19 protein-coding genes are annotated in these 20,706 nt (G+C 44.4%); 11 read left to right on the top strand and 8 right to left on the bottom strand.

Translation table 11 applies throughout. From position 1 onward, the window contains the following. Window positions 1-9: 9 nt before the first annotated feature. Window positions 10-2,817, bottom strand: coding sequence for an aconitate hydratase AcnA (gene acnA, locus OEG80_RS00355; RefSeq protein WP_263241227.1), 2,808 nt, complete (start codon window positions 2,815-2,817; stop codon window positions 10-12). A gap of 411 nt (window positions 2,818-3,228) precedes the next feature. Continuing rightward, entirely contained in the window at window positions 3,229-4,239 is a 1,011-nt protein-coding gene (locus OEG80_RS00350) for a DUF3025 domain-containing protein (RefSeq protein ID WP_181210622.1), read from the bottom strand. 114 nt (window positions 4,240-4,353) lie between these two features. Between OEG80_RS00350 and OEG80_RS00345 the strand changes: the two genes are divergently transcribed. Continuing rightward, complete coding sequence (locus tag OEG80_RS00345) at window positions 4,354-5,070, top strand: metal-dependent hydrolase (protein WP_181210621.1); 717 nt, start codon at window positions 4,354-4,356, stop codon at window positions 5,068-5,070. A 42-nt stretch (window positions 5,071-5,112) separates the two neighbouring features. Beyond that, a complete protein-coding gene (locus OEG80_RS00340) occupies window positions 5,113-5,676 on the top strand; it encodes a YchJ family protein (RefSeq protein ID WP_181210620.1) in 564 nt (187 codons plus the stop codon). Window positions 5,677-5,699: 23 nt separating this feature from the next. Here the strand turns inward: OEG80_RS00340 and OEG80_RS00335 are convergent, their stop codons facing one another. Genes OEG80_RS00335 through OEG80_RS00325 form a run of 3 tightly spaced genes read right to left on the bottom strand, consistent with a single transcriptional unit; the run spans window position 5,700 to window position 8,097 of the window. Continuing rightward, the gene (locus OEG80_RS00335; protein WP_011514693.1) at window positions 5,700-6,623 is read right to left on the bottom strand and encodes a class II glutamine amidotransferase; all 924 of its coding nucleotides are present in this window, start codon (window positions 6,621-6,623) and stop codon (window positions 5,700-5,702) included. Continuing rightward, on the bottom strand, window positions 6,624-6,884 hold the full coding sequence (locus OEG80_RS00330) for a hypothetical protein (RefSeq protein ID WP_011514694.1): 261 nt from the start codon (window positions 6,882-6,884) through the stop codon (window positions 6,624-6,626). It abuts the gene before it with no gap. Between the two features lie 43 nt (window positions 6,885-6,927). Further along, window positions 6,928-8,097: a homoserine kinase gene (locus tag OEG80_RS00325; RefSeq protein ID WP_181210619.1), complete on the bottom strand. Its 1,170-nt coding sequence runs from the start codon at window positions 8,095-8,097 to the stop codon at window positions 6,928-6,930. A 188-nt stretch (window positions 8,098-8,285) separates the two neighbouring features. Between OEG80_RS00325 and hisF the strand changes: the two genes are divergently transcribed. The 9 genes from hisF (at window position 8,286) to OEG80_RS00285 (ending at window position 18,473) form a co-directional block, all read left to right on the top strand. Further along, window positions 8,286-9,068, top strand: coding sequence for an imidazole glycerol phosphate synthase subunit HisF (gene hisF, locus OEG80_RS00320; RefSeq protein ID WP_011514696.1), 783 nt, complete (start codon window positions 8,286-8,288; stop codon window positions 9,066-9,068). A gap of 205 nt (window positions 9,069-9,273) precedes the next feature. Then, window positions 9,274-9,795 (top strand): 6,7-dimethyl-8-ribityllumazine synthase, encoded by a 522-nt coding sequence (gene ribH, locus OEG80_RS00315; RefSeq protein ID WP_011514697.1) that lies wholly within the window; start codon window positions 9,274-9,276, stop codon window positions 9,793-9,795. 236 nt (window positions 9,796-10,031) lie between these two features. Beyond that, on the top strand, window positions 10,032-11,093 hold the full coding sequence (gene nusB, locus OEG80_RS00310) for a transcription antitermination factor NusB (protein WP_263241224.1): 1,062 nt from the start codon (window positions 10,032-10,034) through the stop codon (window positions 11,091-11,093). A 2-nt stretch (window positions 11,094-11,095) separates the two neighbouring features. After that, the gene (gene thiL / locus OEG80_RS00305) at window positions 11,096-12,130 is read left to right on the top strand and encodes a thiamine-phosphate kinase (protein WP_263241222.1); all 1,035 of its coding nucleotides are present in this window, start codon (window positions 11,096-11,098) and stop codon (window positions 12,128-12,130) included. Between the two features lie 3 nt (window positions 12,131-12,133). Then, entirely contained in the window at window positions 12,134-12,712 is a 579-nt protein-coding gene (locus OEG80_RS00300; protein WP_263241220.1) for a phosphatidylglycerophosphatase A family protein, read from the top strand. Window positions 12,713-12,809: 97 nt separating this feature from the next. Beyond that, entirely contained in the window at window positions 12,810-14,186 is a 1,377-nt protein-coding gene (gene glmU, locus OEG80_RS00295; RefSeq protein ID WP_263241218.1) for a bifunctional UDP-N-acetylglucosamine diphosphorylase/glucosamine-1-phosphate N-acetyltransferase GlmU, read from the top strand. Between the two features lie 149 nt (window positions 14,187-14,335). Next, window positions 14,336-16,180, top strand: coding sequence for a glutamine--fructose-6-phosphate transaminase (isomerizing) (glmS, locus tag OEG80_RS00290; protein WP_263241217.1), 1,845 nt, complete (start codon window positions 14,336-14,338; stop codon window positions 16,178-16,180). Window positions 16,181-16,666: 486 nt separating this feature from the next. Next, the gene (locus OEG80_RS12935; RefSeq protein WP_442792458.1) at window positions 16,667-16,915 is read left to right on the top strand and encodes a TnsA endonuclease N-terminal domain-containing protein; all 249 of its coding nucleotides are present in this window, start codon (window positions 16,667-16,669) and stop codon (window positions 16,913-16,915) included. Between the two features lie 601 nt (window positions 16,916-17,516). Continuing rightward, window positions 17,517-18,473: a GlxA family transcriptional regulator gene (locus OEG80_RS00285; protein ID WP_263241215.1), complete on the top strand. Its 957-nt coding sequence runs from the start codon at window positions 17,517-17,519 to the stop codon at window positions 18,471-18,473. A 41-nt stretch (window positions 18,474-18,514) separates the two neighbouring features. Here the strand turns inward: OEG80_RS00285 and caiE are convergent, their stop codons facing one another. From caiE to OEG80_RS00270, 3 genes are read right to left on the bottom strand one after another with little or no spacing between them, the layout of a single operon-like run. Next, window positions 18,515-19,105, bottom strand: a complete 591-nt coding sequence (caiE, locus tag OEG80_RS00280; protein WP_020444486.1) for a carnitine operon protein CaiE — start codon at window positions 19,103-19,105, stop codon at window positions 18,515-18,517. 16 nt (window positions 19,106-19,121) lie between these two features. Continuing rightward, entirely contained in the window at window positions 19,122-19,904 is a 783-nt protein-coding gene (locus OEG80_RS00275; protein WP_020444487.1) for an SDR family oxidoreductase, read from the bottom strand. A 13-nt stretch (window positions 19,905-19,917) separates the two neighbouring features. Next, a complete protein-coding gene (locus OEG80_RS00270; protein WP_020444488.1) occupies window positions 19,918-20,703 on the bottom strand; it encodes an enoyl-CoA hydratase-related protein in 786 nt (261 codons plus the stop codon). Window positions 20,704-20,706 lie beyond the last annotated feature (3 nt).

Here is a 20,706-nt window from a genome sequence, read left to right as displayed (position 1 = left end):
AATCAATTATTACGCAGCGTCTTTGCTCTCAGCTGCCAGTTGACGTAGCACATAGTGCAATACACCGCCATGACGCACATACTCGCGCTCTTTTGGCGTCTGTAACATGACATTGACATCAAAGCTCTCAGTTGAGCCGTCGGCACGCGTAGCCGTGACTTTGGCTGTTTTGCTTTCGCCGTTATCTAGACCTGTGATACTAAGGACTTCAGAACCATCTAGATTATAGGTCGCTGCATTTTCACCGTCTTTAAAAGTCAATGGCAACACACCCATACCGACTAGGTTTGAACGGTGAATACGCTCAAATGAGCTGGTCAGTACCGCTTTTACACCGAGTAGAATCGTTCCCTTCGCTGCCCAGTCACGGCTAGAGCCAGAGCCATATTCTGCACCGCCAAGTACCACGAGCGGACGTTTGTCTTCTTTATACTTCATCGCCGCATCATAGATAGCCATTTCTTGACCATCTTGTAACGTGGCACTATCGCCATTGAAGTAATAGGTATAACCGCCCTCTTTGCCCGCCATCATGGCGTTTTTGATACGAATATTTGCAAAGGTACCACGAGTCATGACCGCATCGTTACCACGGCGTGAGCCATAACTGTTGAAGTCAGCTTCCATCACACCACGCCCTTGCAAGTACTTACCCGCAGGAGAGTCAGCATCGATATTACCAGCAGGTGAGATATGATCGGTGGTGATTGAATCACCGAACAACCCTAAGATACGCGCGCCTTCGATATCAGGGATACCTTCTGGCTCCATGGTCATGCCATCAAAGAACGGTGGGTTCTTAATGTACGTAGACTCTTCGCTCCATGGATACAGCTGGCTATCGGCTGAGCTAATCGCGTTCCATGCTGCACTACCGTCAAACACTTCGCCATAGTTTTTACGGAACATATCCGCGTCGATATTATTGGCAATTAGCTCGTTAATTTCTTCTGACGTTGGCCAGATGTCTTTTAGGAATACATCATTGCCTTCTTGGTCTTGTCCTAGCGGATGCGTGGTCAAGTCAATATCAACCGTACCTGCTAGGGCATAAGCAACAACCAATGGCGGTGACGCCAAGTAGCTGGCTTTTACATGTGAGTGAATGCGACCTTCAAAGTTACGGTTACCTGATAGTACAGCAGCGGCAACCAAATCACCTTCTTCGATAGCCCCTTCAATCGCCCCTAATAACGGACCTGAGTTACCGATACAAGTGGTACAGCCATAACCAACTAGGTAGAAGCCTATTTTCTCTAGCTCATCCATCAATTCGGCTTTTTCAAGGTAATCAGTTACTACTTTTGACCCTGGAGCCAGTGAAGTTTTAACCCATGGTTTAGCCGTTAGACCTTTTGCAGCGGCTTTTTTCGCCACCAAACCTGCGCCAATCATCACTGCTGGGTTTGAGGTATTGGTACAAGAAGTAATCGCCGCGATAACGACAGAACCATCACGCAATCTATACTCTTCGTCTTCGATTTTGACCGTGCAATAAGTACTGCCTTCAGCGCAAAAAGGATTGGGTTTTGCCGCGAGCGTTTTTGCTTGCTCTTGCTTACCGCCTTCTTCATCGAAGCGAACCTTGGCTTCAACTTCTTTCTTACGGTCTTTGGTCATCGCCGTCAAGGTTTCGCCAAATTTTTCATGCATATCAGATAGATTAATACGCTGTTGTGGCAAGTTTGGACCGGCAAGTGCTGGCTGAACGGATGATAAATCCAGCTCCAACTTACTTGAGTAGGTCGCTGCTGGAGTATCTGCATCATGCCATAAGCCTTGTGCCTTGGCATATTTTTCAACCAACTCGATTTGTGCTTCATCACGACCTGATAGACGTAGATAATCAATCGCCATTTGGTCAATCGGGAAAATACCGCAGGTTGCACCATATTCTGGTGACATATTGGCAATGGTGGCACGATCTGCAAGTGGCATACTATGTAAGCCTTCGCCATAAAATTCGACGAACTTACCAACCACGCCATGCGCACGCAGCATTTCAACCACACGTAACACTAAATCTGTTGCAGTAACGCCTTCGGTTAACTTACCTTTTAGCTCAAAACCAACCACTTGTGGGATGAGCATTGATGATGGCTGACCGAGCATTGCCGCTTCCGCTTCAATACCGCCCACGCCCCAACCAAGTACACCAATACCATTAATCATAGTAGTATGACTGTCAGTACCAAATACCGTATCAGGATAAGCGGTCAGCTCACCGTCGACATCAGCAGCCATTACCACACGGGCCAAGTACTCTAAGTTAACCTGATGCACAATACCTGTGGCTGGTGGCACGACAACGAAGTTTTTAAAGGCATTCTTGCCCCAATGCAGAAATTCATAGCGCTCATTATTACGCTTGAACTCAATCTTTTCGTTAAGATCTATGGCATCTTCGCGGCCATAAGCATCAACTTGTACTGAGTGATCGACGACCAATTCACTTGGGATAAACGGGTTAATTTGCTCAGCTTTACCGCCAAGCTCAACGACGGCATCGCGCATCGCTGCCAAATCGACTACCGATGGCACACCAGTAAAATCCTGCAGGACAACACGGGCTGGCATAAAGGCTATTTCTTTTGACGCTTCTGCGCCTGCATCCCAATTGGCGACCGCTTCGATGTGATTTTTGCCAACAGACTGCCCGTCATCTTCATTACGCAATAAGTTTTCTAAAACGACTTTCATGCAAAATGGTAACTTGCTGATGTTTTCGTAAGTCTCGGTTAACTTGGGCAGACTGTAATAGGTATGGTCCTTGCTATCGACCGTAATGGTGTCTTTTACATTAAAAATATCACTCATGGTAGCTTCCTTATCGTTGTTATAGATCCTGAACATAAATGACTCTTGAACTAATATGACTATCAATCAATAAGCATTTATGCTGATAATTGGTGGCTAAATAATAGTGCTTAAATTTTTACTAAATGAATTTAATGGCTAACTTTAGTAGCTGTTATTAACAACTCAAATGAATGACTCATAAGAGTTGCTAAGAAAAATAGACCGCTGTATTTTTATACTAACAAAATCTTAGGTAACAAAAGACATAAGCATATCTTTAGTATTTAACAGTAACGTCCTTTTACCATAACAAATAACCCGAGCTTTGTTAACGTCTAGACGTAGTCAAATCGTGGCACAATCGTAAACGTAACAATGCTTTAGCGGTTAAGCATTAACGGTTAACTCGTAAGGTATTCCCTTATCTTTTTATTTTTGACGGCGACCACTGCGAAACACTTGGCTATCATCATAAAAGTTAGGCTTGGCATTTTCAGCCCAAAAATGCGGCACACCCAAAATAGGCAATGGAGACAGTTTGCGCGGTGTCACATCCGGTTGTGATAATAATGCCTCCATATAATCAGCTACTTTCTGATCCAAATGACTAATACGCTCAGATAGCGATAAGACAAAAAAATCTGGCGTCACATAAATAACAATACTATGGGCGCATAATGCTTTACGTGGTTGTAGCAGTTTTTCTATTAAGGCATGACCAAAAATATAAACTGCAGCTTGAGAGGCGCTATTTAGCGCTTTTGGTTTATCCCACTGCTCACGCGGTTCTACCAAACTTTTTTGCCAGTCAAAATCCACTAGTGCCTCACCAATACTAGGCTCTGCTGTCACTAAAATCGCGCCGTTCTCATCAAATACGGTAATGGTATCGCGGACACGCCCGCGACTGGCACCAATACCTTGTTGTTCGATTTCAAGCATATGATAATAATTCAGCAAGGCTTTAGTTTTGGGAAAAGTGAGCCAAATACTGCCATTAAATAAGTCATGCAAATTATCCCGTGTCGGAATATTACCAGTCGTACCGATAAAACTCTCGTACGCTTCGCCTTCTGGCAGCGCATTTTGTGAGACAAATCGTAAGGTGTGGGATTGATTGTTTAGTGCAGGTTTGGTTTGCGGTAATGACTGAAGTAGGTCATCAGCCTGTTGCTGCAACGCTGTATTTAAAACCTTGGCGATAATATCAGGTGAGTTTTCAATTTTATCTGTCTGAGCAGGGTCGTTCTTTAAGCCACTTAGCTGAGTAATGGCGTGACTTATATAATCTAACTGATTTAAGTGACACAGCCATGGCGCTTGCCAGTCAATAACAACAAAGCTGTCATCAAGCTGACTATCGCATGTAGACGGGTTATTAATAGATGCATTAGAAGCAGCATTTCGATAGGGCTTAGCGGGTAAATCAGTAGCGGTCATATTGACTATCTCTATTAGACGACTGGCGTGGCTATGGTATCATGGAGCGCTTTTTTACGGCTAGACGAGCCGCTCGAAATGACGTTTTCGTGCGCTACTTATTGATGAGTTTTTATGGCAAATTTTAACACCCACTTAAATGTCGCATTCATGGTCAGTGGTACGATGAGTCTAACGGTTTATAAAGCTGGATTGATTGATGATTCAGGTTTTTTGATGTGTGTGGCGCTCGGTACCATCGGTGGGTTGCTCCCTGACTTAGATTCAGATAACTCGACGCCGATTAAACTTGGCTTTAATATTACCTCGTTTATTTTTGCCTTTGGTCTGGTGATGCATTGGCGTAGTGAGCTGAGTTTACTGGCGTTGATAGCGTTATGGTTGGCCGGCTACGGCTTTATGCGTTATGTGGTATTTTCGATTTTTACCAATATGACCGTGCATCGTGGTGTCATTCACTCGGTGCCCTATATGGCGATAATGGGGCTTGGAATGACCTATATTAGCTATGATATTTTAAACTTACCGTTGACGGTTAGCTGGTTTTACGGCTTGTTTTTATTCGGCGGTGCGATAGTGCATTTGGCATTGGATGAGCTATATAGTGTGAATTTATCCAATATGAAAATGAAGCGCTCATCGGGTACGGCGATGAAGTTCTATCAGCATAAAGATAAATGGTGGTATCTGCTACTGTACGTCATCCTTGCGCTCCTGCTATATTTTGCGCCACCGTTTGATGGTTTTTGGCAGCAGCTACTTGACCCCGCACCTTGGGCAAAGCTTAAAATCGGTCTATGGCCAGAATTGATAAAAAACTGGCTAAATTAAAACTTATGAAACTATCAAAACGAATAATAACTTGAGTAAATAATGTCAATTTCTCTACAGACCTGCCCTTGCCAAATTAACCCGTCATCGGATGACATTAGCGCGCCGCTACTTTATCAAGATTGCTGCCAGCCTTACCATAACAGTTTATTGAGCGAAGAAACTGATAAAGCTGACGGCATAAAAGCAGAAACTGCTGAGCGATTAATGCGCACGCGCTATAGTGCGTTTGTGTTGGTCAAGCCAAACTATATCGCCAAGACCACGCTACCAGCGCAGCAAAATTTACTAGATGTTCAGGCGATTGAGAGTTGGGCAAAGGAGACGGATTGGGCAGGATTAGAAATCATTACGCATACGCCAAAGCTAGCTAAACGTCATGCGCAAGTTGAGTTTAAGGCTTACTTTAATGTCTCTGATAATGAAGATGATGGCTTGCAGGCGCATCATGAATTGTCTGCCTTTGTAAAAGTAACAGACAAGGCGAACAACGATGCGCGTTGGTACTTCCTCGACCCAACAGTAGAAATGACTGTCACCCAAAAACAGCCGTGTATTTGTGGGTCAGGAGAAAAGTTTAAGCGGTGTTGTGGAATGTATATTTAATTAACATCCACTATTCACCACTCCTAAACACTCGCCCCAACTGCCCGTGCTACCGCAACGCCTTCCTCAATCGTCAAAAACTTGCGCTGGCTTGGGCTGTCTTTATAAATGACATCCCCATCTTGAAATATTAAGCACTCATTAACTGCCAGCTGCTGCCATTTTTCATTTTCAGTCAATGGCACAGTCACTAAGATAGTCACTTTATCTTTATCAGTGGTTACATCACCAAAGTTAATCGCCAAATCATCATCTGCTAATTTTGCTTCACCAAATGGTGCTTTGCGCGTGAGATAAAACAGTAAACTGCCTGCATAAGCCAATTGCCATTGACCATTCGATATTAAGCAATTAAACAAACCGTTAGCGGATAAATAACGACATTGAGTCGTCAAAAAGTTAAACAGCGTTTTGTCATCCGGACGAGTTTTAAAGCTACTTTTCAGCCGATTGACCAGATAACAGAATGCCATTTCAGAATCAGTTGTGCCGACTGGTTGGCAATGTGAGGCATTACCATTGTCTTGCAGGCGCTGGCAGCGTTTAATAAATTCGCTATTCATCTGTCCATTATGCGCAAATACCCACTGCTCGCCCCAGACTTCACGGACAAAAGGATGGGTATTGGCCAAGCAATTCTGTCCTTGGGTCGCCTTACGGATATGGGCAATGACGTTCATCGCTTTAATCGGATAATTATTAACCAAATCAGCAACGGGCGATAAATGGCTTGGGCGATTGTCATGGAATAAACGTAGACCAGTCGAGGCATTGTCCGACTTTTCACTATTAGAGCTGTCACTATTAGTGCATTCGCTACGCTCAAAAAATGCAATACCAAAACCATCCTCATGACTGTCTGTCATGCCGCCGCGACGACGGAAGCCTGCAAAGCTAAAACCAATATCGGTTGGTGTATTACAGTTCATACCTAAAAGTTGACACATTTATAGAGTACCGCCGTTATCGTCGTCTGTTTCAGGCAAGCTTGCCGCATCCTTATCAATACTATCCAAAATGCGTTTAGCATGCACCAAATCGGTATCTTGTACCCAAAGCACAATCCCAGAATTCATACCAGGCATCGCACTCAGCGGTTGTAGAGAAACAGTAATATCATTATTACGCAGCAAATTGGCATGTAACTCACCTTGGATATTGGTATCGTAGCGTGCCAGTTTGTGCCAGTTATCAACTTGATCGGTCATGAGGTCGCCTTTATATGTTTGATACAGGAATGCTCAAAAAAAATTATACTAATTGATCGAGCGTATATTCTTTAATAATAAAATCGCTGCTATTACCTAAACTATCACATGTTTGCTCAGCTTGCGTAATACTGCTAAACACACCGGCTATCGGCTTTTCGATCTTATTATTAATAGCTAGCAGTACAAATACCGTATTTTGTGCTTTTTCAACATGTGACCAATGATAAGCGGCTAGACGCTTCATCAAGTCAGGGTTTTTGACCATGATGTTATCACCGGTACGTCCTTCGGTACGGTTGTAATGGATAACGTTTAAACGTAGCAGCCAAAAAATCACCGCGGCTTTTGCGAGCATCACTGGTAAGGCACGCTTTTCATCTTCACCGAGCATGCGTTTCGACTCATAGCCTTGCAAAAAAGCCGCCATTTTACTGCGGTCAAAGTTTACCGACTCGCCTTGTTCAGCCATACCCCAAGTAGTACAAAAGTCATTAATAGTAATGGCAATATCCATCACATAATGTTCAACGCTGACTTCGGTGAAATCTAATAACCCAGTCAGACGCGCTTCACCTTTTTGACTGTTATTTAAAGATAAGTTCCATAAAGTATTATCAGCAAACATGTCTAAATGACATAAGCCTTTTGGCAAAGTGGCAAGTGGCAAGTCCGTATAAGATTGCCAAATATCACTCATCAATTTGGCTTCGTCGCTTGGCATAAACTGCTTTTCACGGTCGCGTACCTCGCTCCATGGATACAAAGGTACGCCATATTCTTCCGCAGGCTGTAGCTGTTGTAGCGTTTCATGCAATACTGCCAAAGATGCGCCAATTTCATGACACATTGCTTGCGTGGTCTGCTGTGGATGCGAACCTGCTAGGCATGGCACTAAGGTAATCGCTTTATTGTCATAGCGTATGACATAGCATTTTTCTGCACTATCAACGAGTGATAACGGCGCGGCGACCGGTAATTTACCGTCTAGTTGGTTTAAGATAACCGCCATTTTTTCGATATCTTCTGGTGGACGTTCTTCAAACAAGGTAAACACATAAGAATGTGCACCATCTACATCATCAGTCGTCTGAATAAACCAGTTTGAGTTTTTAATACCTTGGGTAATCGGAATGGCACGCGCGAATGACACGCCAAAACGTTGGCAAAAGGTAGCAAATTGGTCATCGGTTAACTGGGTATAGACGGACATGACATCTCACTTATGGCAATTAAATAAAGGTAAATGGGATAAATATAGACGGTGATGGCGACGATTGCACCGCTTATAAATAAACTTTGGCAAAAAGCACATTAATCTTGCGAAAACCTGCCTGAGATGGCAGTGATTTTGCTAGACTAGCGCTTATAGAATGAATTGATTATAAGGTGAAAGACCCTATGTTAGCAAAGCGTATCATCCCTTGTTTGGACGTTGATAATGGGCGCGTGGTCAAAGGCGTACAATTTGTCGATATTAAAGATGCAGGTGACCCTGTCGAAGTGGCCAAACGCTACAATGAACAAGGCGCCGATGAGATTACTTTTTTGGACATTACCGCAACCAATGACGAGCGTGACACCACTTATCATACGGTAGAACGTATGGCGGAAACGGTATTTGTGCCATTAACTGTCGGCGGCGGTGTGCGTAAAATTGCCGATATTCGTAATTTGCTCAATGCAGGCGCGGATAAAGTAGCGATCAATTCTGCTGCGGTATTTACCCCTGAGTTCGTCGGTGAAGCCTCGCAGAAATTCGGCAATCAATGTATCGTCGTTGCTATCGATGCCAAGCGCGTTGCTGATATCGAGGTTGATGGCATTATCATGCCACGCTGGGAAATTTTTACCCACGGCGGTCGTAAGCCAACGGGCATTGATGCGGTTGCTTGGGCAAGTAAAATGGCGGAGCTTGGTGCTGGCGAATTGCTAGTCACCTCGATGGACGGTGATGGCACCAAAAAAGGTTACGATTTGGCATTGATGAAGCAAATTACCAGTCGTGTAAATGTACCGGTCATTGCTTCAGGCGGCGTCGGTAATTTACAGCATTTAGCTGAAGGTGTATTAGAAGGCGGCGTCGATGCCGTCCTTGCTGCCAGTATTTTTCACTTTGGTGAGTATACCGTTCAAGAAGCCAAAGCATATATGGCAGCGCAAGGGATACAAATGCGTTTGTAAGACGTTGGTAAAATACAAATATAGCAGAAAAAAATGTTATCATAGCGCTAACTGCTTATTATCATTTGGTTTTCGTTCATTTTACTGCCTATTTATCTGCTCACTAGCCAATTAAATAAGCGATTTGAACCTAGCAATATATTTAGATTCCTAATACTTAGATTCTTATACTTCTATTAATAGCCTATTCGGCAAAGGATTTTTTATGTCAAATTTACAACAGCAACGCAATGACGTGACCCATATTGATGGCAATTTACATCAAAACGAGGACGTGCGTATCGGTATCGTCGTCGGTCGTTTTAATGGTTTTGTCGTTGAGTCATTGGTTGATGGTGCAATTGATGCATTGCTTCGTCATGGCGTATTGGGCAGTAACATCACTGTGATTCGTGTGCCGGGTGCTTTCGAGTTGCCATTGGTTGCACAGCGCGCTGCTGAGTCTGATCGCTTTGACGCTATCGTTGCTTTGGGTGCGATTATCCGTGGTAGCACGCCGCATTTTGACTTTGTCGCAAGCGAATCTGCTAAAGGTTTAAGCAGTGTTGCCATTGACTATAATATTCCAGTAGCAAACGGCGTATTGACTACTGACAGCATCGAGCAAGCGATTGAGCGTGCTGGTACTAAAGCGGGTAATAAAGGTTCAGAAGCAGCGATGGTTGTACTAGAAATGCTTGCCGTGTTATCACAGTTAGACATTGATGATGGCAGCGAAGACGCTTAATTGCACTCACTGTTAGCCGCATTTGTGAGTATAAAATTATTATTTATGGTTTGAAACGGGGCTATGGTTATAACGATAGCCCTCAGCACTTTACAATAGCATTAACATTAGCGTTAATATTTTAAATGATTATCGAACATCCATTTCCAAGACTGACTAGCAACATTTGCTAGTCGACCACTATTTAACATTTTATTTTTAAACTTATTATCTCAAAAACTAGGTATAGACCCCTTATGACTGACCAACTCAAGCGCGCTATTAGCGCTGCACAAACCGCACAAGTTAATGACCAACAAGCTGAAGCCACGCGCATCGCGAGCAGCAGTGCGGGCGATCAAACCTTTGATATGAGTGAGTCTTCTTATAAGACCAGTCACACTGCTATTCGTAAGGCACGCCGCTTTGCTATGCAAGGTCTATATGAATGGCTGGTTACTGACCGCCGTTTTGATATCGATGGCAAGCTTGGTTGGAAAGCCAATGCCCCGCACGATATTGCTGCTCGCACACGCGCGACCAATGCCATGCATACTGTACATATTGGCTACTATCATGAAATGATGCGCGATATCCCAGAGCAGATTGATGCCTTAGATGCGCTTATTAGCCAGCATCTAGATCGTGAAATCAATAAACTCGATACGGTTGAACATGCCATTCTTTTGGTTGGCGCTTACGAGCTACAAAATCGTTTAGAAATTCCGTACAAAGTGGTACTTGATGAAGCGATGAAGCTAAACAATCACTTTGGTGCTACGGATGCACATAAACTGATTAATGCCGTCTTAGATAGAATGGCAGTTGAGCTACGTGCTTCCGAAGTAGACGCGGATAGCAAAGCCAATCTTCGCACCTCACAAAAAGCAGCAGCTAAGCCTGTTACTAAAGCGGATAAAAAAACAGATATCAATGCTAATAATAGTGATATCGAAGAAAAGCCAACAGCATCAAATAAACCACGTATCAGTGCTAATAATGCCAGTGTTAAACGCAATAGTGTCAGTAAAGCTTTGGCAAATATTACTGATTACAAAGCCAGTAAGCAGAACGATACTCAAAATACGGTTGAGGAAATTATTATTAAACCGACTAGCATCGAAACAGTCATCGTTGATAAAGCAGACGAGATTGCCGTTACTGCCGAAAACATTGCCAATGATCAGCCAGTAGAAGAAAACATCGCTGCTAGCAATGACAAAGTTACAGCAGAGGTCGAATTACTTGACTCGAATAGCGCTGATTTTGATACAAAAAGTGCTGAATTAAATGATGCTGATGAAAAAAGCAAAGACTAGCCATGAATGAATTTGAGCTGATTGAGCGCATATTTTCACAGATGCAAGCCACGCAGTCATTATCGAATGGTGTCGAAAAAGGCATCGGTGATGATGCGGCAGTGATGGCGTTGCCTATAGGCTCGCGCTTAGTCAGCTGTATTGACACACTCGTTCAAGGTCGTCACTTTAGTGCTGGTTGGGATCAAGTTAATGAGCTGGCATTTGCTATCGGTTATAAAGCGGTAGCCGTTAACGTCTCTGATATCGCGGCTATGGGTGCTACACCGCATAGCATTTTACTGGCATTAGCATTACCTCAGCGCCTTGCTAATAGTCAGTGGCTGACTGAGTTTGCCAAAGGTTTATTTCATGCTTGCCAGTTATTTGGCGTAACCCTTATCGGCGGCGATACGACCCGTAATGATAGCTTAGTGTTAAGTGTCAGTGCCCAAGGGCTGCTTGCCGCAGATACTCCGGCTATTTATCGTTCAGGGGCACAAGTCGGTGATAAAATTTATGTATCAGGTACACTGGGCGATGCCGCTTATGCCTTACAGCACCCTGATAATGCTATCGGTATTGAACTTGCGCATCGACTTCACATGCCAACACCACGTATTAGCTTAGGTGCAGCACTAGCACAAATCGGTGCAACGTCAATGATAGATATCTCTGATGGTCTTTATCAAGATCTAGGTCATATCTGCGAGCAAAGCGGCATCGCTATGAGACTTAATTTGGAAGCTCTTCCTACCAGTAACCCTTTAGCTAGTATCGATGTATCTGAGCGGCTATTGTGTCAATTAACTGGTGGCGATGATTATGAGTTGGCTTTTACCTTACCTCCCCATATCGAGCCATCTTCTTGTACCGACGTTAATACGCCTGTGACTTACATTGGTAATGTGATTGCATTGGCGAGTGATAGAAATACAGATAATGCGGCGCATACACGTCCTGAACTTTATTATCAAGATCAGCCAGTGACACCCACCCATCCCTCACCGTTTATTACTTGGCCCAATCTTACGGGTTACCAACATTTTGCAGGTTAACCCATGACCGATCACGACCTAGTTAAGCCCGATATCCGTAAAGCCAATGATTGCCCTCCTCTGCCAGTCAACGCCACTATGCTTGACCACGCAGTTTATTGGCTCGGTATTGGCTTAGGCAGTGGTTTACCTCGCCGGGCGCCCGGCACTTGGGGTACGGTTGGCGGCTTGATCGTTGCAATACCGCTGCTAAGCTTAGGTTTTATACCATTTTTAATTATTACGCTTTTATCTTGCATCATTGGTATCTGGATATGTGGTCGCACCTCAGATTTGATGGGCGGTCATGATGACCCACATATTGTCTGGGATGAGTGGGCAGGTATATGGATTACCTTATTGCCGTTGTCTTATATAGGTATTGCTGACGGTAATTTTTGGCACAATATCTCGCAACCTTTTTCTGTCGCTGCTCTGATCATGATCTTTATATTTTTTCGCTTTTTTGACATCATTAAGCCACCACCCATTGGATGGGCAGATAAAAAAGTCGCAGGCGGCCTTGGTATTATGCTCGATGACATCATTGCAGGTATTATGGCAGCAGCTGTTTGGATAGTTATTTACATAATTATCACTTAATCACGCCCTTACAAAGTTGTCACGACATAGCGTTTTAGTTACCTAGCAATCTGCGCTATAATTCGATCTTATATTTTGTTACATTTGTAGGGCTCTTATGACATCTTCTCTTTCGGTAATTATCCTCGCTGCTGGTAAAGGCACGCGTATGCAGTCGGCCAAGCCAAAAGTGCTACAGACATTGGCTGGCAAGTCATTGCTAGGTCACGTGTTAGATACTTGCCATCAATTGACGGTTGATGACACCATCATTGTCCATGGTTTTGGTGGCGAGCAAGTACAAGATCACATTGACCAGCAATATGCGCATTTGCCCATTACTTGGGTCGCCCAAACTGAGCAGTTGGGCACGGGACATGCGGTAAAAGTGACCTTGTCTGAGCTACCAAAAGATGGACAAAGCCTCATTCTTTACGGCGACGTGCCATTGGTTAGCTGTCAAACTTTAGCGACACTACAGGATGCCAATACTAACGGCATGTCTATGTTGACGCTAACCGTAGATAATCCATTTGGTCTTGGTCGTATTAAACGTGATAAAGATGGCAATATTGAAGCCATTATTGAGCAAAAAGACGCCAATAGCGATGAGCAACAGATACAAGAAATTAATAGCGGTATTTACTGCGTCGATAATGCTTTATTGCATAAATTTTTGCCCAAGCTATCAAATGACAATGCGCAGCAAGAATACTATTTGACCGATATTGTCAAAATGGCGGTTGCTGATGGCATCACTATTGCAGCGATTGAGCCTGAGCATACCTTTGAGATTGAAGGCGTGAATAACCGCCAACAACTTGCTAGCTTAGAGCGTACATGGCAAGGTAAACTGGTCGCTGACTTACAAGAAGCTGGCGTACAGTTCGCTGACCCTACTCGTGTCGATATTCGTGGCACCTTGAGCGCAGGTCAGGACGTGTTTGTCGATGTGGGTGTGGTATTTGAGGGTGATTGTGTCTTAGGTGATAATGTTTATATTGAAGCGGGCTGTGTCATTAAAAACGCCCAGATAGGCAACGCTTGTCATATAAAACCTTATTGCGTGATTGATAGCGCTGAAGTTGGCGCAGGTGTAGATATTGGTCCTTTTGCGCATTTACGTCCTGAGACAATACTCTCTGACAACAGCAAAGTCGGTAATTTTGTCGAAATTAAAAAATCAACAATTGGTGATGGTAGCAAGGTTAATCATCTAAGTTATATTGGTGATGCCACTATTGGTACTGGTGTCAATGTTGGCGCTGGTGTGATTACTTGCAATTATGATGGTGTGAATAAATCACAAACCATCATTGACGATAATGCCTTTATTGGCTCTAACTCAAGTCTAGTGGCGCCAGTAAAAATTGGTGATACCGCTACTGTGGCAGCTGGTTCAGTGATTACTAAAAACGTTGATGCTCATGCACTAGCCTTTGGTCGTGCTCGTCAAACACAGAAAAATGACTTTAAGCGTCCGACTAAAAAATAATGGCAGCGTTGACAGTTAGCTAAATAAAAACGGCTCTTAGCAATCTCAAGCAGTACGACAATGATTTGTGGTGCTGCTTATTTATATTTATAGATTAACCAGACATCGTCATATATCGAAATACTAATAATTAAATTTAAGGAATAGTTATGTGCGGAATAGTTGGAGCAGTGGCTGAGCGTAATATCGCCAATATCTTACTTGAGGGACTTAAGCGCCTAGAATATAGAGGCTATGATTCTGCTGGTCTGACTGTCATTCGTGATGGCGAGCTCCACCGTGAGCGCCAAGTGGGTAAAGTTCAGGCCTTAGTCGATGCCGTCGCAGTCAACCCAGAGTTTTTCGATGGTCATATTGGTATTGCGCATACACGCTGGGCAACGCATGGCGAGCCGGCTCAGCGTAACGCCCATCCGCATGTTTCAGGCAAGATTGCTGTGGTACATAATGGTATCGTTGAAAACTACGCCGAGCTAAAAGAAGAATTAATTGCCAAAGGGTACGAGTTTACCTCGCAAACCGATACCGAAGTCGTCGCGCATCTTATTAACGATATCTATAAAGCAACGCCTGACTTATTAGAAGCCGTTCGCACTGTCACTCCTTTATTACATGGCGCATTTGCCCTTGGCGTTATCCATATTGATTGCCCAGAAGAGCTTATTACAGTACGTTTAGGCTCTCCTTTAGTGATTGGCGTCGGTATTGGCGAAAACTTTATCGCCTCCGATCAATTGGCACTTTTACCAGTGACCAATCGTTTTATGTATCTAGAGGAAGGCGATATTGCCCGATTAACGCGTAACAGTATTCAGGTTTACGCTGATGGTGTCGAGGTCACACGCCAAATCCATGAAATTGACGCAGCACAACACAATGCGGACAAAGGCGAATTTAAGCATTATATGCTCAAAGAAATCTACGAGCAGCCAGATGCCGTCGCTCGCACTCTCGAGATGGCATTAGATAATGAAGAGCCAACTAAACTGCGTGATGATTTTCTGCAACGTCATGAAACGCAATTAAAAGGCATTAAGCACGTACAAGTGATCGCTTGTGGTACCAGCTATCATTCAGGTCTGGTCGCAAAATACTGGTTTGAGAGTCTTATTCGTGTACCTTGCTCAGTGGAAGTTGCCAGTGAGTTCCGTTATCGCAATCCAGTCGTCATTGATAACTCTTTAGTGATTTGTATTTCTCAGTCGGGCGAGACTGCTGATACTTTATCTGCACTACGTGATATTCAAAAACAGTCTCCTATTGGACTGGTAAGTTTGGCATTGTGCAATGTGCCAACCTCATCATTGGTACGTGAAACGGATATCTTCTTACCAACGCTTGCCGGTCCCGAGATTGGCGTGGCATCTACTAAAGCCTTTACCACTCAGCTTGCAGCACTGATGTTATTGTTATTAAAGGTAGGTGTGACCCAACAGCGCATGACTGATGAAAATTTGAGCACGCTGCTTGGTCAACTGCAACAACTACCGGGTCAGCTTCATGCTAGCTTACACCTCGACGCGCCTATCAAGATCATGAGTGAGCATTTTGAATATAAGAAAAGCTGCTTATTCCTAGGTCGTGGTTTACAGTTCCCAATTGCTCTAGAAGGCGCATTAAAGTTAAAGGAAATCTCTTATATCCACGCTGAAGGCTATGCGGCAGGCGAGCTGAAGCACGGACCATTGGCATTAGTTGATAAAGACATGCCCATCGTGGTGCTAGCACCTAAAGACAGTATGTTTGATAAGCTAAAAGCCAATATGCAAGAAGTACATGCTCGTCATGGTGAGTTGTTTGTCTTTGCGAGCGAATCCAGTCAAATGGTCGCAGCAGATAGATTGCACGTGGTGTATGTGCCAGATGTTTGCGAAACGCTTGCGCCGATTGTTTATAGCGTGCCAGTACAATTGCTGTCATATCATGTCGCAGTAATGCGCGGTACAGACGTCGATCAGCCACGTAACCTAGCAAAATCAGTTACAGTCGAATAATGTTTACTAATTTAACAATATTTATTGTCAGCGAGTAATTACTTATCATACTGAGTAATTACCTATCATACTATTGTGTGATGATTAATCCTTTGCTATCTTGTATTAACGAGATGGCAAAGGATTTTTTTTGAATAACAAAAATACAAAAAGAGCTATAACAACTAAGTCTTCAAAAGATTATCAGCCATTTGTCAAAGTAGCTGATATATCCTCACTTGGAAGATCTCACCGTGTCTTTGGTCATAAGACTAAACGAACACACCACCTACTCTCTGGTCTTGAGCTTGCGGTATTTTTCTTTTCGAGTGGCAAAGTAGTACTGAAGGTATACAAGAGCAGTTCCCTCTAAATATCAATATAACTAAGCAAATTACTGATGATGTAGGAATTAAGCATCCATCTCAAAAAGGTGAGTTCAAAATAATGACTACTGACTTTTACGTTATATCCAAAAATATTAAATCAGTAACGTCTTAATTAGCGCTGCAAGCTAAATATAGCAATCATTTAAATGACACTAGGACTATAGAGAAGTTAGAACGCAGATACTGGGAACAAAAAGATGTGGATTTCAAAATCATTACTGAAAAAGACATCCCTAGAGCTGTAACTGACAATATAAAATGGTTGTCTCCCTCTAAAAATACTTATCTGATTACTATTGAAGAAAACGATTTTACTTTCTATTCAGAGCAGATGATTAAGAGCCCTACTCTAAAAATCATAGATTGATGGTAATTCTAAAAAAACTTATTGCTGAAAGGCTTCGCACGGTTAACTTAGTGGGGTTTGGCACGTTCGAAACTACAAACAAGCGACAAGAGCGGCGTGTATCCTAAATCTTTCAGAGTAAAAGTTCTTGCGCAATCGATGACAACCGTCAAATTACTTTGTCCAAAACTGGTCGTCCCCTACAATGCAATCCATCTCTTGATGCTGTACGATCCGCATAAATTGGTACATGTATATTTTATGCATGTATATTTTATGCATGTATATTTTCCCGTTGTGTAGCCCTAAAAAGATCTTCATAAGAGTCATGCACACCTAAGGATAGGGGTGTCACTGGAAAATTATCTTTGCCATTCCCCCACTATCCACTGTACTGATGAATGGCTGTGCCACAAACTCCGTTTAGACTATGCCTTCTAAACAAAGGGCTGTACTCATTTCTGAACTCTAATACTCACTGTTTTCTGGCGAGTAAGCTAGATGGGAAATAACTGAATGGACTTAGACTAAAAATCTGAGTTCGGGGACAAATTTATCTAGTGTAGATACTTACATATTCCGTTGTCTGTTATAGTATTCAGTAAAAACTTGGTTTATCACTATGATCCTAAAGCCTGATAAAGATGGCGCCTTTACTATTTCCTTTCTGCTTTTACCTGAATACGCAATGGTCGCCCTACTGTCTGCTATTGAGCCGCTGCGAGTAGCGAACCGCTTTGCCGGCCGCGAGATTTTTCGTTGGCAATTGCTTTCCGAGGACGGCCCATCAGTGGTAGCGAGCAATCTATTGGCTTTGCAACAAACAGTTGCCATCTGTGATGCTGCAGCCCCCCTTAATCTTTTTGTCTGCTCTAGCTTTAATCCGAAAAACTATATCCGGGATGAAACTGTTGCTTGGCTTAAAAAACTCAACCGAGGAGGCTCTTTAATAGGTGCCATGGACACCGGCTGCTATCTTCTGGCTGCAGCTGGGCTTCTGAAAAATCGCAAAATAGCCCTGCACTGGGAAGCAGCACCTTCCTTTCAAGAAGATCATCCCGAACTGGAACTCACCAACGAGCTGTTTGAAGTGGAGCACAATCTGATCACCTGTGCCGGCGGAACCTCGGCCATCGATCTGATGCTTTATATCATTCAGGCAGAGCTAGGTCACGGTCTCGCAATCAAGGTTTGTGAACAGTTTATAAAAAGTGGTATCCGTCAGAAATCGGACAAGCAACGCATCGACTTATCCGCACGTCTCAAAATATACCATCCACGCCTTCTGCGCGTGTTGGAGAAGATGGAAGCAAATCTGGAGTCTCCCTTGTCCACCAAAGAGCTGGCAAAGTACGCACACATTTCCGTTCGGCAGCTGGAACGCCTGTTCCGCAGTTTTCTGAACGACTCACCTTCTGGCTATTACAAGAAGTTGCGGCTGGAACGGTCTCGACAGTTGCTGAAAGAGTCCAGCTTAAGCATTTCTGAAATCAGAATCATCTGCGGATTCAATTCAGCTCCCCATTTCACCCGAAGCTACCGCAAACAGTTCGCTCGCAGCCCAAGTGAAGACCGTTGACATACATCAATTTTTTTTGAATATACCACTTCGATTCTATCTCATACTTTGGGTTGTACGACGGTCACTCCTTTTAGTCTAGGGCGATCTGCTTCCATCTCTAGCAGCGGCGAAACCACGTTCATGCTCGCGGCTGAGCGCAAGACCAACGACTGATATTCTTTTGTATTGAGGCTTTTCCAATGCAAGTCCTGTTCGCTAACCTCACGAATCACTTTGGCAGGCGAACCTACCAACAACTGGCGGGGTGCCCCTTTAAAGCCGGCCTTAACAAAACTGCCGGCGGCAACGATGCTGTCCTCACCAATAATGGCTCCGTCCATCACTACCGCATTCATACCCACTAGCGCATTACGCTTTACTATGCAGCCATGAAGAATTGCGCCGTGCCCAATATGGCCGTTAGCCTCAACAACGGTGTCAGTGTCGCAATATCCATGCATCACACAACTGTCCTGAAGATTGGAACCATCCTCTAAGATTAAGCGGCCATAGTCTCCACGCAGAGATGCTAGCGGGGCAATGTAAACATTAGAGCCAACAATCACATCACCGATCAGCACTGCTGTGGGGTGAACATAAGCACTAGGATGCACCACCGGAATCAAACCTTCAAACTCATAACAGGGCATAAAAGTCATCCTTTGATTAACGTTGCGGAGACGCGCCTGTCAAGTGTTCACCACCATCCAGAGCGAGACATGTGCCGGTGATAAAACCAGCAGCGGGTGATGCCAAATAAGCTACTGATTGAGCAACTTCTTCGGGTAAACCCATGCGCTTTATCAATAGCTTATTGATGCCCTCCTGCAGCGCAACTGGGTCATACTGATCCAATGCTTCAGTCTTGATAGTGCCCGGTGCCACGGCATTCACTCGAATACCAAGATTTGACCATTCCCAAGCTAGAGTTCGGGTTAAGTTGACGACACCTTCTCTGGCAGCACCTGCGTGCGCCATACCGGGCAGCCCGTTGGCCTGGCACAAAACAATATTAATGATACATCCGGGGAGCTTGCGGTTTATACAGTGCCGGGCAAAAGCCTGACACATAAGAAAAGTGCCAGTGAGGTTAAGGTCAACAACCGACCGAAAGCCATTAGGAGAGAGCTCTAGGGCAGGCGCAGCAAATTGTCCACCAGCGTTATTAATCAATATATCAATACCAATTCCCTGCAGCTCTAGCTGTTCTATTAGACCTGCCACAGAGTCGCTATCACGGATATTAACTTCCAGTTCGATCGCATCGACACCAGCCTCACGCAGGCTCTTTCCCGCTTCAATCAATCGTTCTTGGTCTCGAGCCGCAATCACCACCCGAGCCCCCAAAGTACCGAAATTACGAGCTATTGCCAGGCCAATGCCGCTCCCGCCACCGGTTATCAAAACCGTTTTACCAGCAAACAAATCAGATCTAAATATATTTTCCATAACCTATCTCCTTTTAACACCCTTTCCAAATTGGGGGGCGGCCTTCCGCAAAAGCATTGCTGCCTTCTTCGGCATCCTGTGATTGCAGCATGCGTCTGTAAGCCGGCAACGATCCGCTACGCTGAAGTTCAAACGCTTGCTGTACGGAAAGTGATTCTCCGGCAGAGACTAGTTCCATGATTCCCTGTTGAGCCAAGGGGGCACTTGCAGCGACTCTTCCGGCCAGCGCCAGTGCCGTCGCTATCAATTCGTCCGGGGCAACAACGGCGTTCACTAATCCCCAACGCAGAGCCTCGTCTGCACTCAGGCGACTACCCGTTAATAGCATCTCCATAGCAACTGCTCGAGGCAACCGCTTGGGTAGACGAAACACGCCACCTGAATCAGGAACAATACCAATCTGAGCTTCGGGTAGGAAGAACTGAGCATGGTCAGCTGCCACGATTAAATCGCAGGCCAAAACCAGTTCAAAACCACCACCAACTGCCATGCCGTTAACCGCTGCAATAACAGGCTTGGTCAGACTGAAAAGTTCGGTCAGCCCGGCAAAACCACCAGGGCCGTGGTGAGCATCTACCGCTTCCCCCGCGGCGGCGCCTTTAAGATCCCAGCCCGCTGAAAAGAAGCGCTGGCCGGCTCCAGTAATAATCGCGACCTGAAGAGAAGGGTTCTGCTCAAATTCAGCCAAGGCCTCGTAAAGCTCAAGACTTGTGGCGCAGTCAATCGCGTTAGCTTTGGGGCGATTCAAGGTGATTAATAACGCTGAGCCCCTGTGTTCGGTATGTACAGACACTGACATATT

It is taken from the genome of Psychrobacter sp. SC65A.3, from assembly GCF_025642195.1.
Lineage (GTDB): Bacteria > Pseudomonadota > Gammaproteobacteria > Pseudomonadales > Moraxellaceae > Psychrobacter > Psychrobacter cryohalolentis.
This window is presented reverse-complemented; position numbering and strand designations above follow the sequence as displayed.

Bases quoted from the DNA above. Each gene is read 5' to 3' on its own strand.
- acnA (WP_263241227.1), bottom strand. From the start codon at position 2,817: ATGAGTGATATTTTTAATGTAAAAGACACCATTACGGTCGATAGCAAG.
- OEG80_RS00350 (WP_181210622.1), bottom strand. From the start codon at position 4,239: ATGACCGCTACTGATTTACCCGCTAAGCCCTATCGAAATGCTGCTTCT.
- OEG80_RS00345 (WP_181210621.1), top strand. From the start codon at position 4,354: ATGGCAAATTTTAACACCCACTTAAATGTCGCATTCATGGTCAGTGGT.
- OEG80_RS00340 (WP_181210620.1), top strand. From the start codon at position 5,113: ATGTCAATTTCTCTACAGACCTGCCCTTGCCAAATTAACCCGTCATCG.
- OEG80_RS00335 (WP_011514693.1), bottom strand. From the start codon at position 6,623: ATGTGTCAACTTTTAGGTATGAACTGTAATACACCAACCGATATTGGT.
- OEG80_RS00330 (WP_011514694.1), bottom strand. From the start codon at position 6,884: ATGACCGATCAAGTTGATAACTGGCACAAACTGGCACGCTACGATACC.
- OEG80_RS00325 (WP_181210619.1), bottom strand. From the start codon at position 8,097: ATGTCCGTCTATACCCAGTTAACCGATGACCAATTTGCTACCTTTTGC.
- hisF (WP_011514696.1), top strand. From the start codon at position 8,286: ATGTTAGCAAAGCGTATCATCCCTTGTTTGGACGTTGATAATGGGCGC.
- ribH (WP_011514697.1), top strand. From the start codon at position 9,274: ATGTCAAATTTACAACAGCAACGCAATGACGTGACCCATATTGATGGC.
- nusB (WP_263241224.1), top strand. From the start codon at position 10,032: ATGACTGACCAACTCAAGCGCGCTATTAGCGCTGCACAAACCGCACAA.
- thiL (WP_263241222.1), top strand. From the start codon at position 11,096: ATGAATGAATTTGAGCTGATTGAGCGCATATTTTCACAGATGCAAGCC.
- OEG80_RS00300 (WP_263241220.1), top strand. From the start codon at position 12,134: ATGACCGATCACGACCTAGTTAAGCCCGATATCCGTAAAGCCAATGAT.
- glmU (WP_263241218.1), top strand. From the start codon at position 12,810: ATGACATCTTCTCTTTCGGTAATTATCCTCGCTGCTGGTAAAGGCACG.
- glmS (WP_263241217.1), top strand. From the start codon at position 14,336: ATGTGCGGAATAGTTGGAGCAGTGGCTGAGCGTAATATCGCCAATATC.
- OEG80_RS00285 (WP_263241215.1), top strand. From the start codon at position 17,517: ATGATCCTAAAGCCTGATAAAGATGGCGCCTTTACTATTTCCTTTCTG.
- caiE (WP_020444486.1), bottom strand. From the start codon at position 19,105: ATGCCCTGTTATGAGTTTGAAGGTTTGATTCCGGTGGTGCATCCTAGT.
- OEG80_RS00275 (WP_020444487.1), bottom strand. From the start codon at position 19,904: ATGGAAAATATATTTAGATCTGATTTGTTTGCTGGTAAAACGGTTTTG.
- OEG80_RS00270 (WP_020444488.1), bottom strand. From the start codon at position 20,703: ATGTCAGTGTCTGTACATACCGAACACAGGGGCTCAGCGTTATTAATC.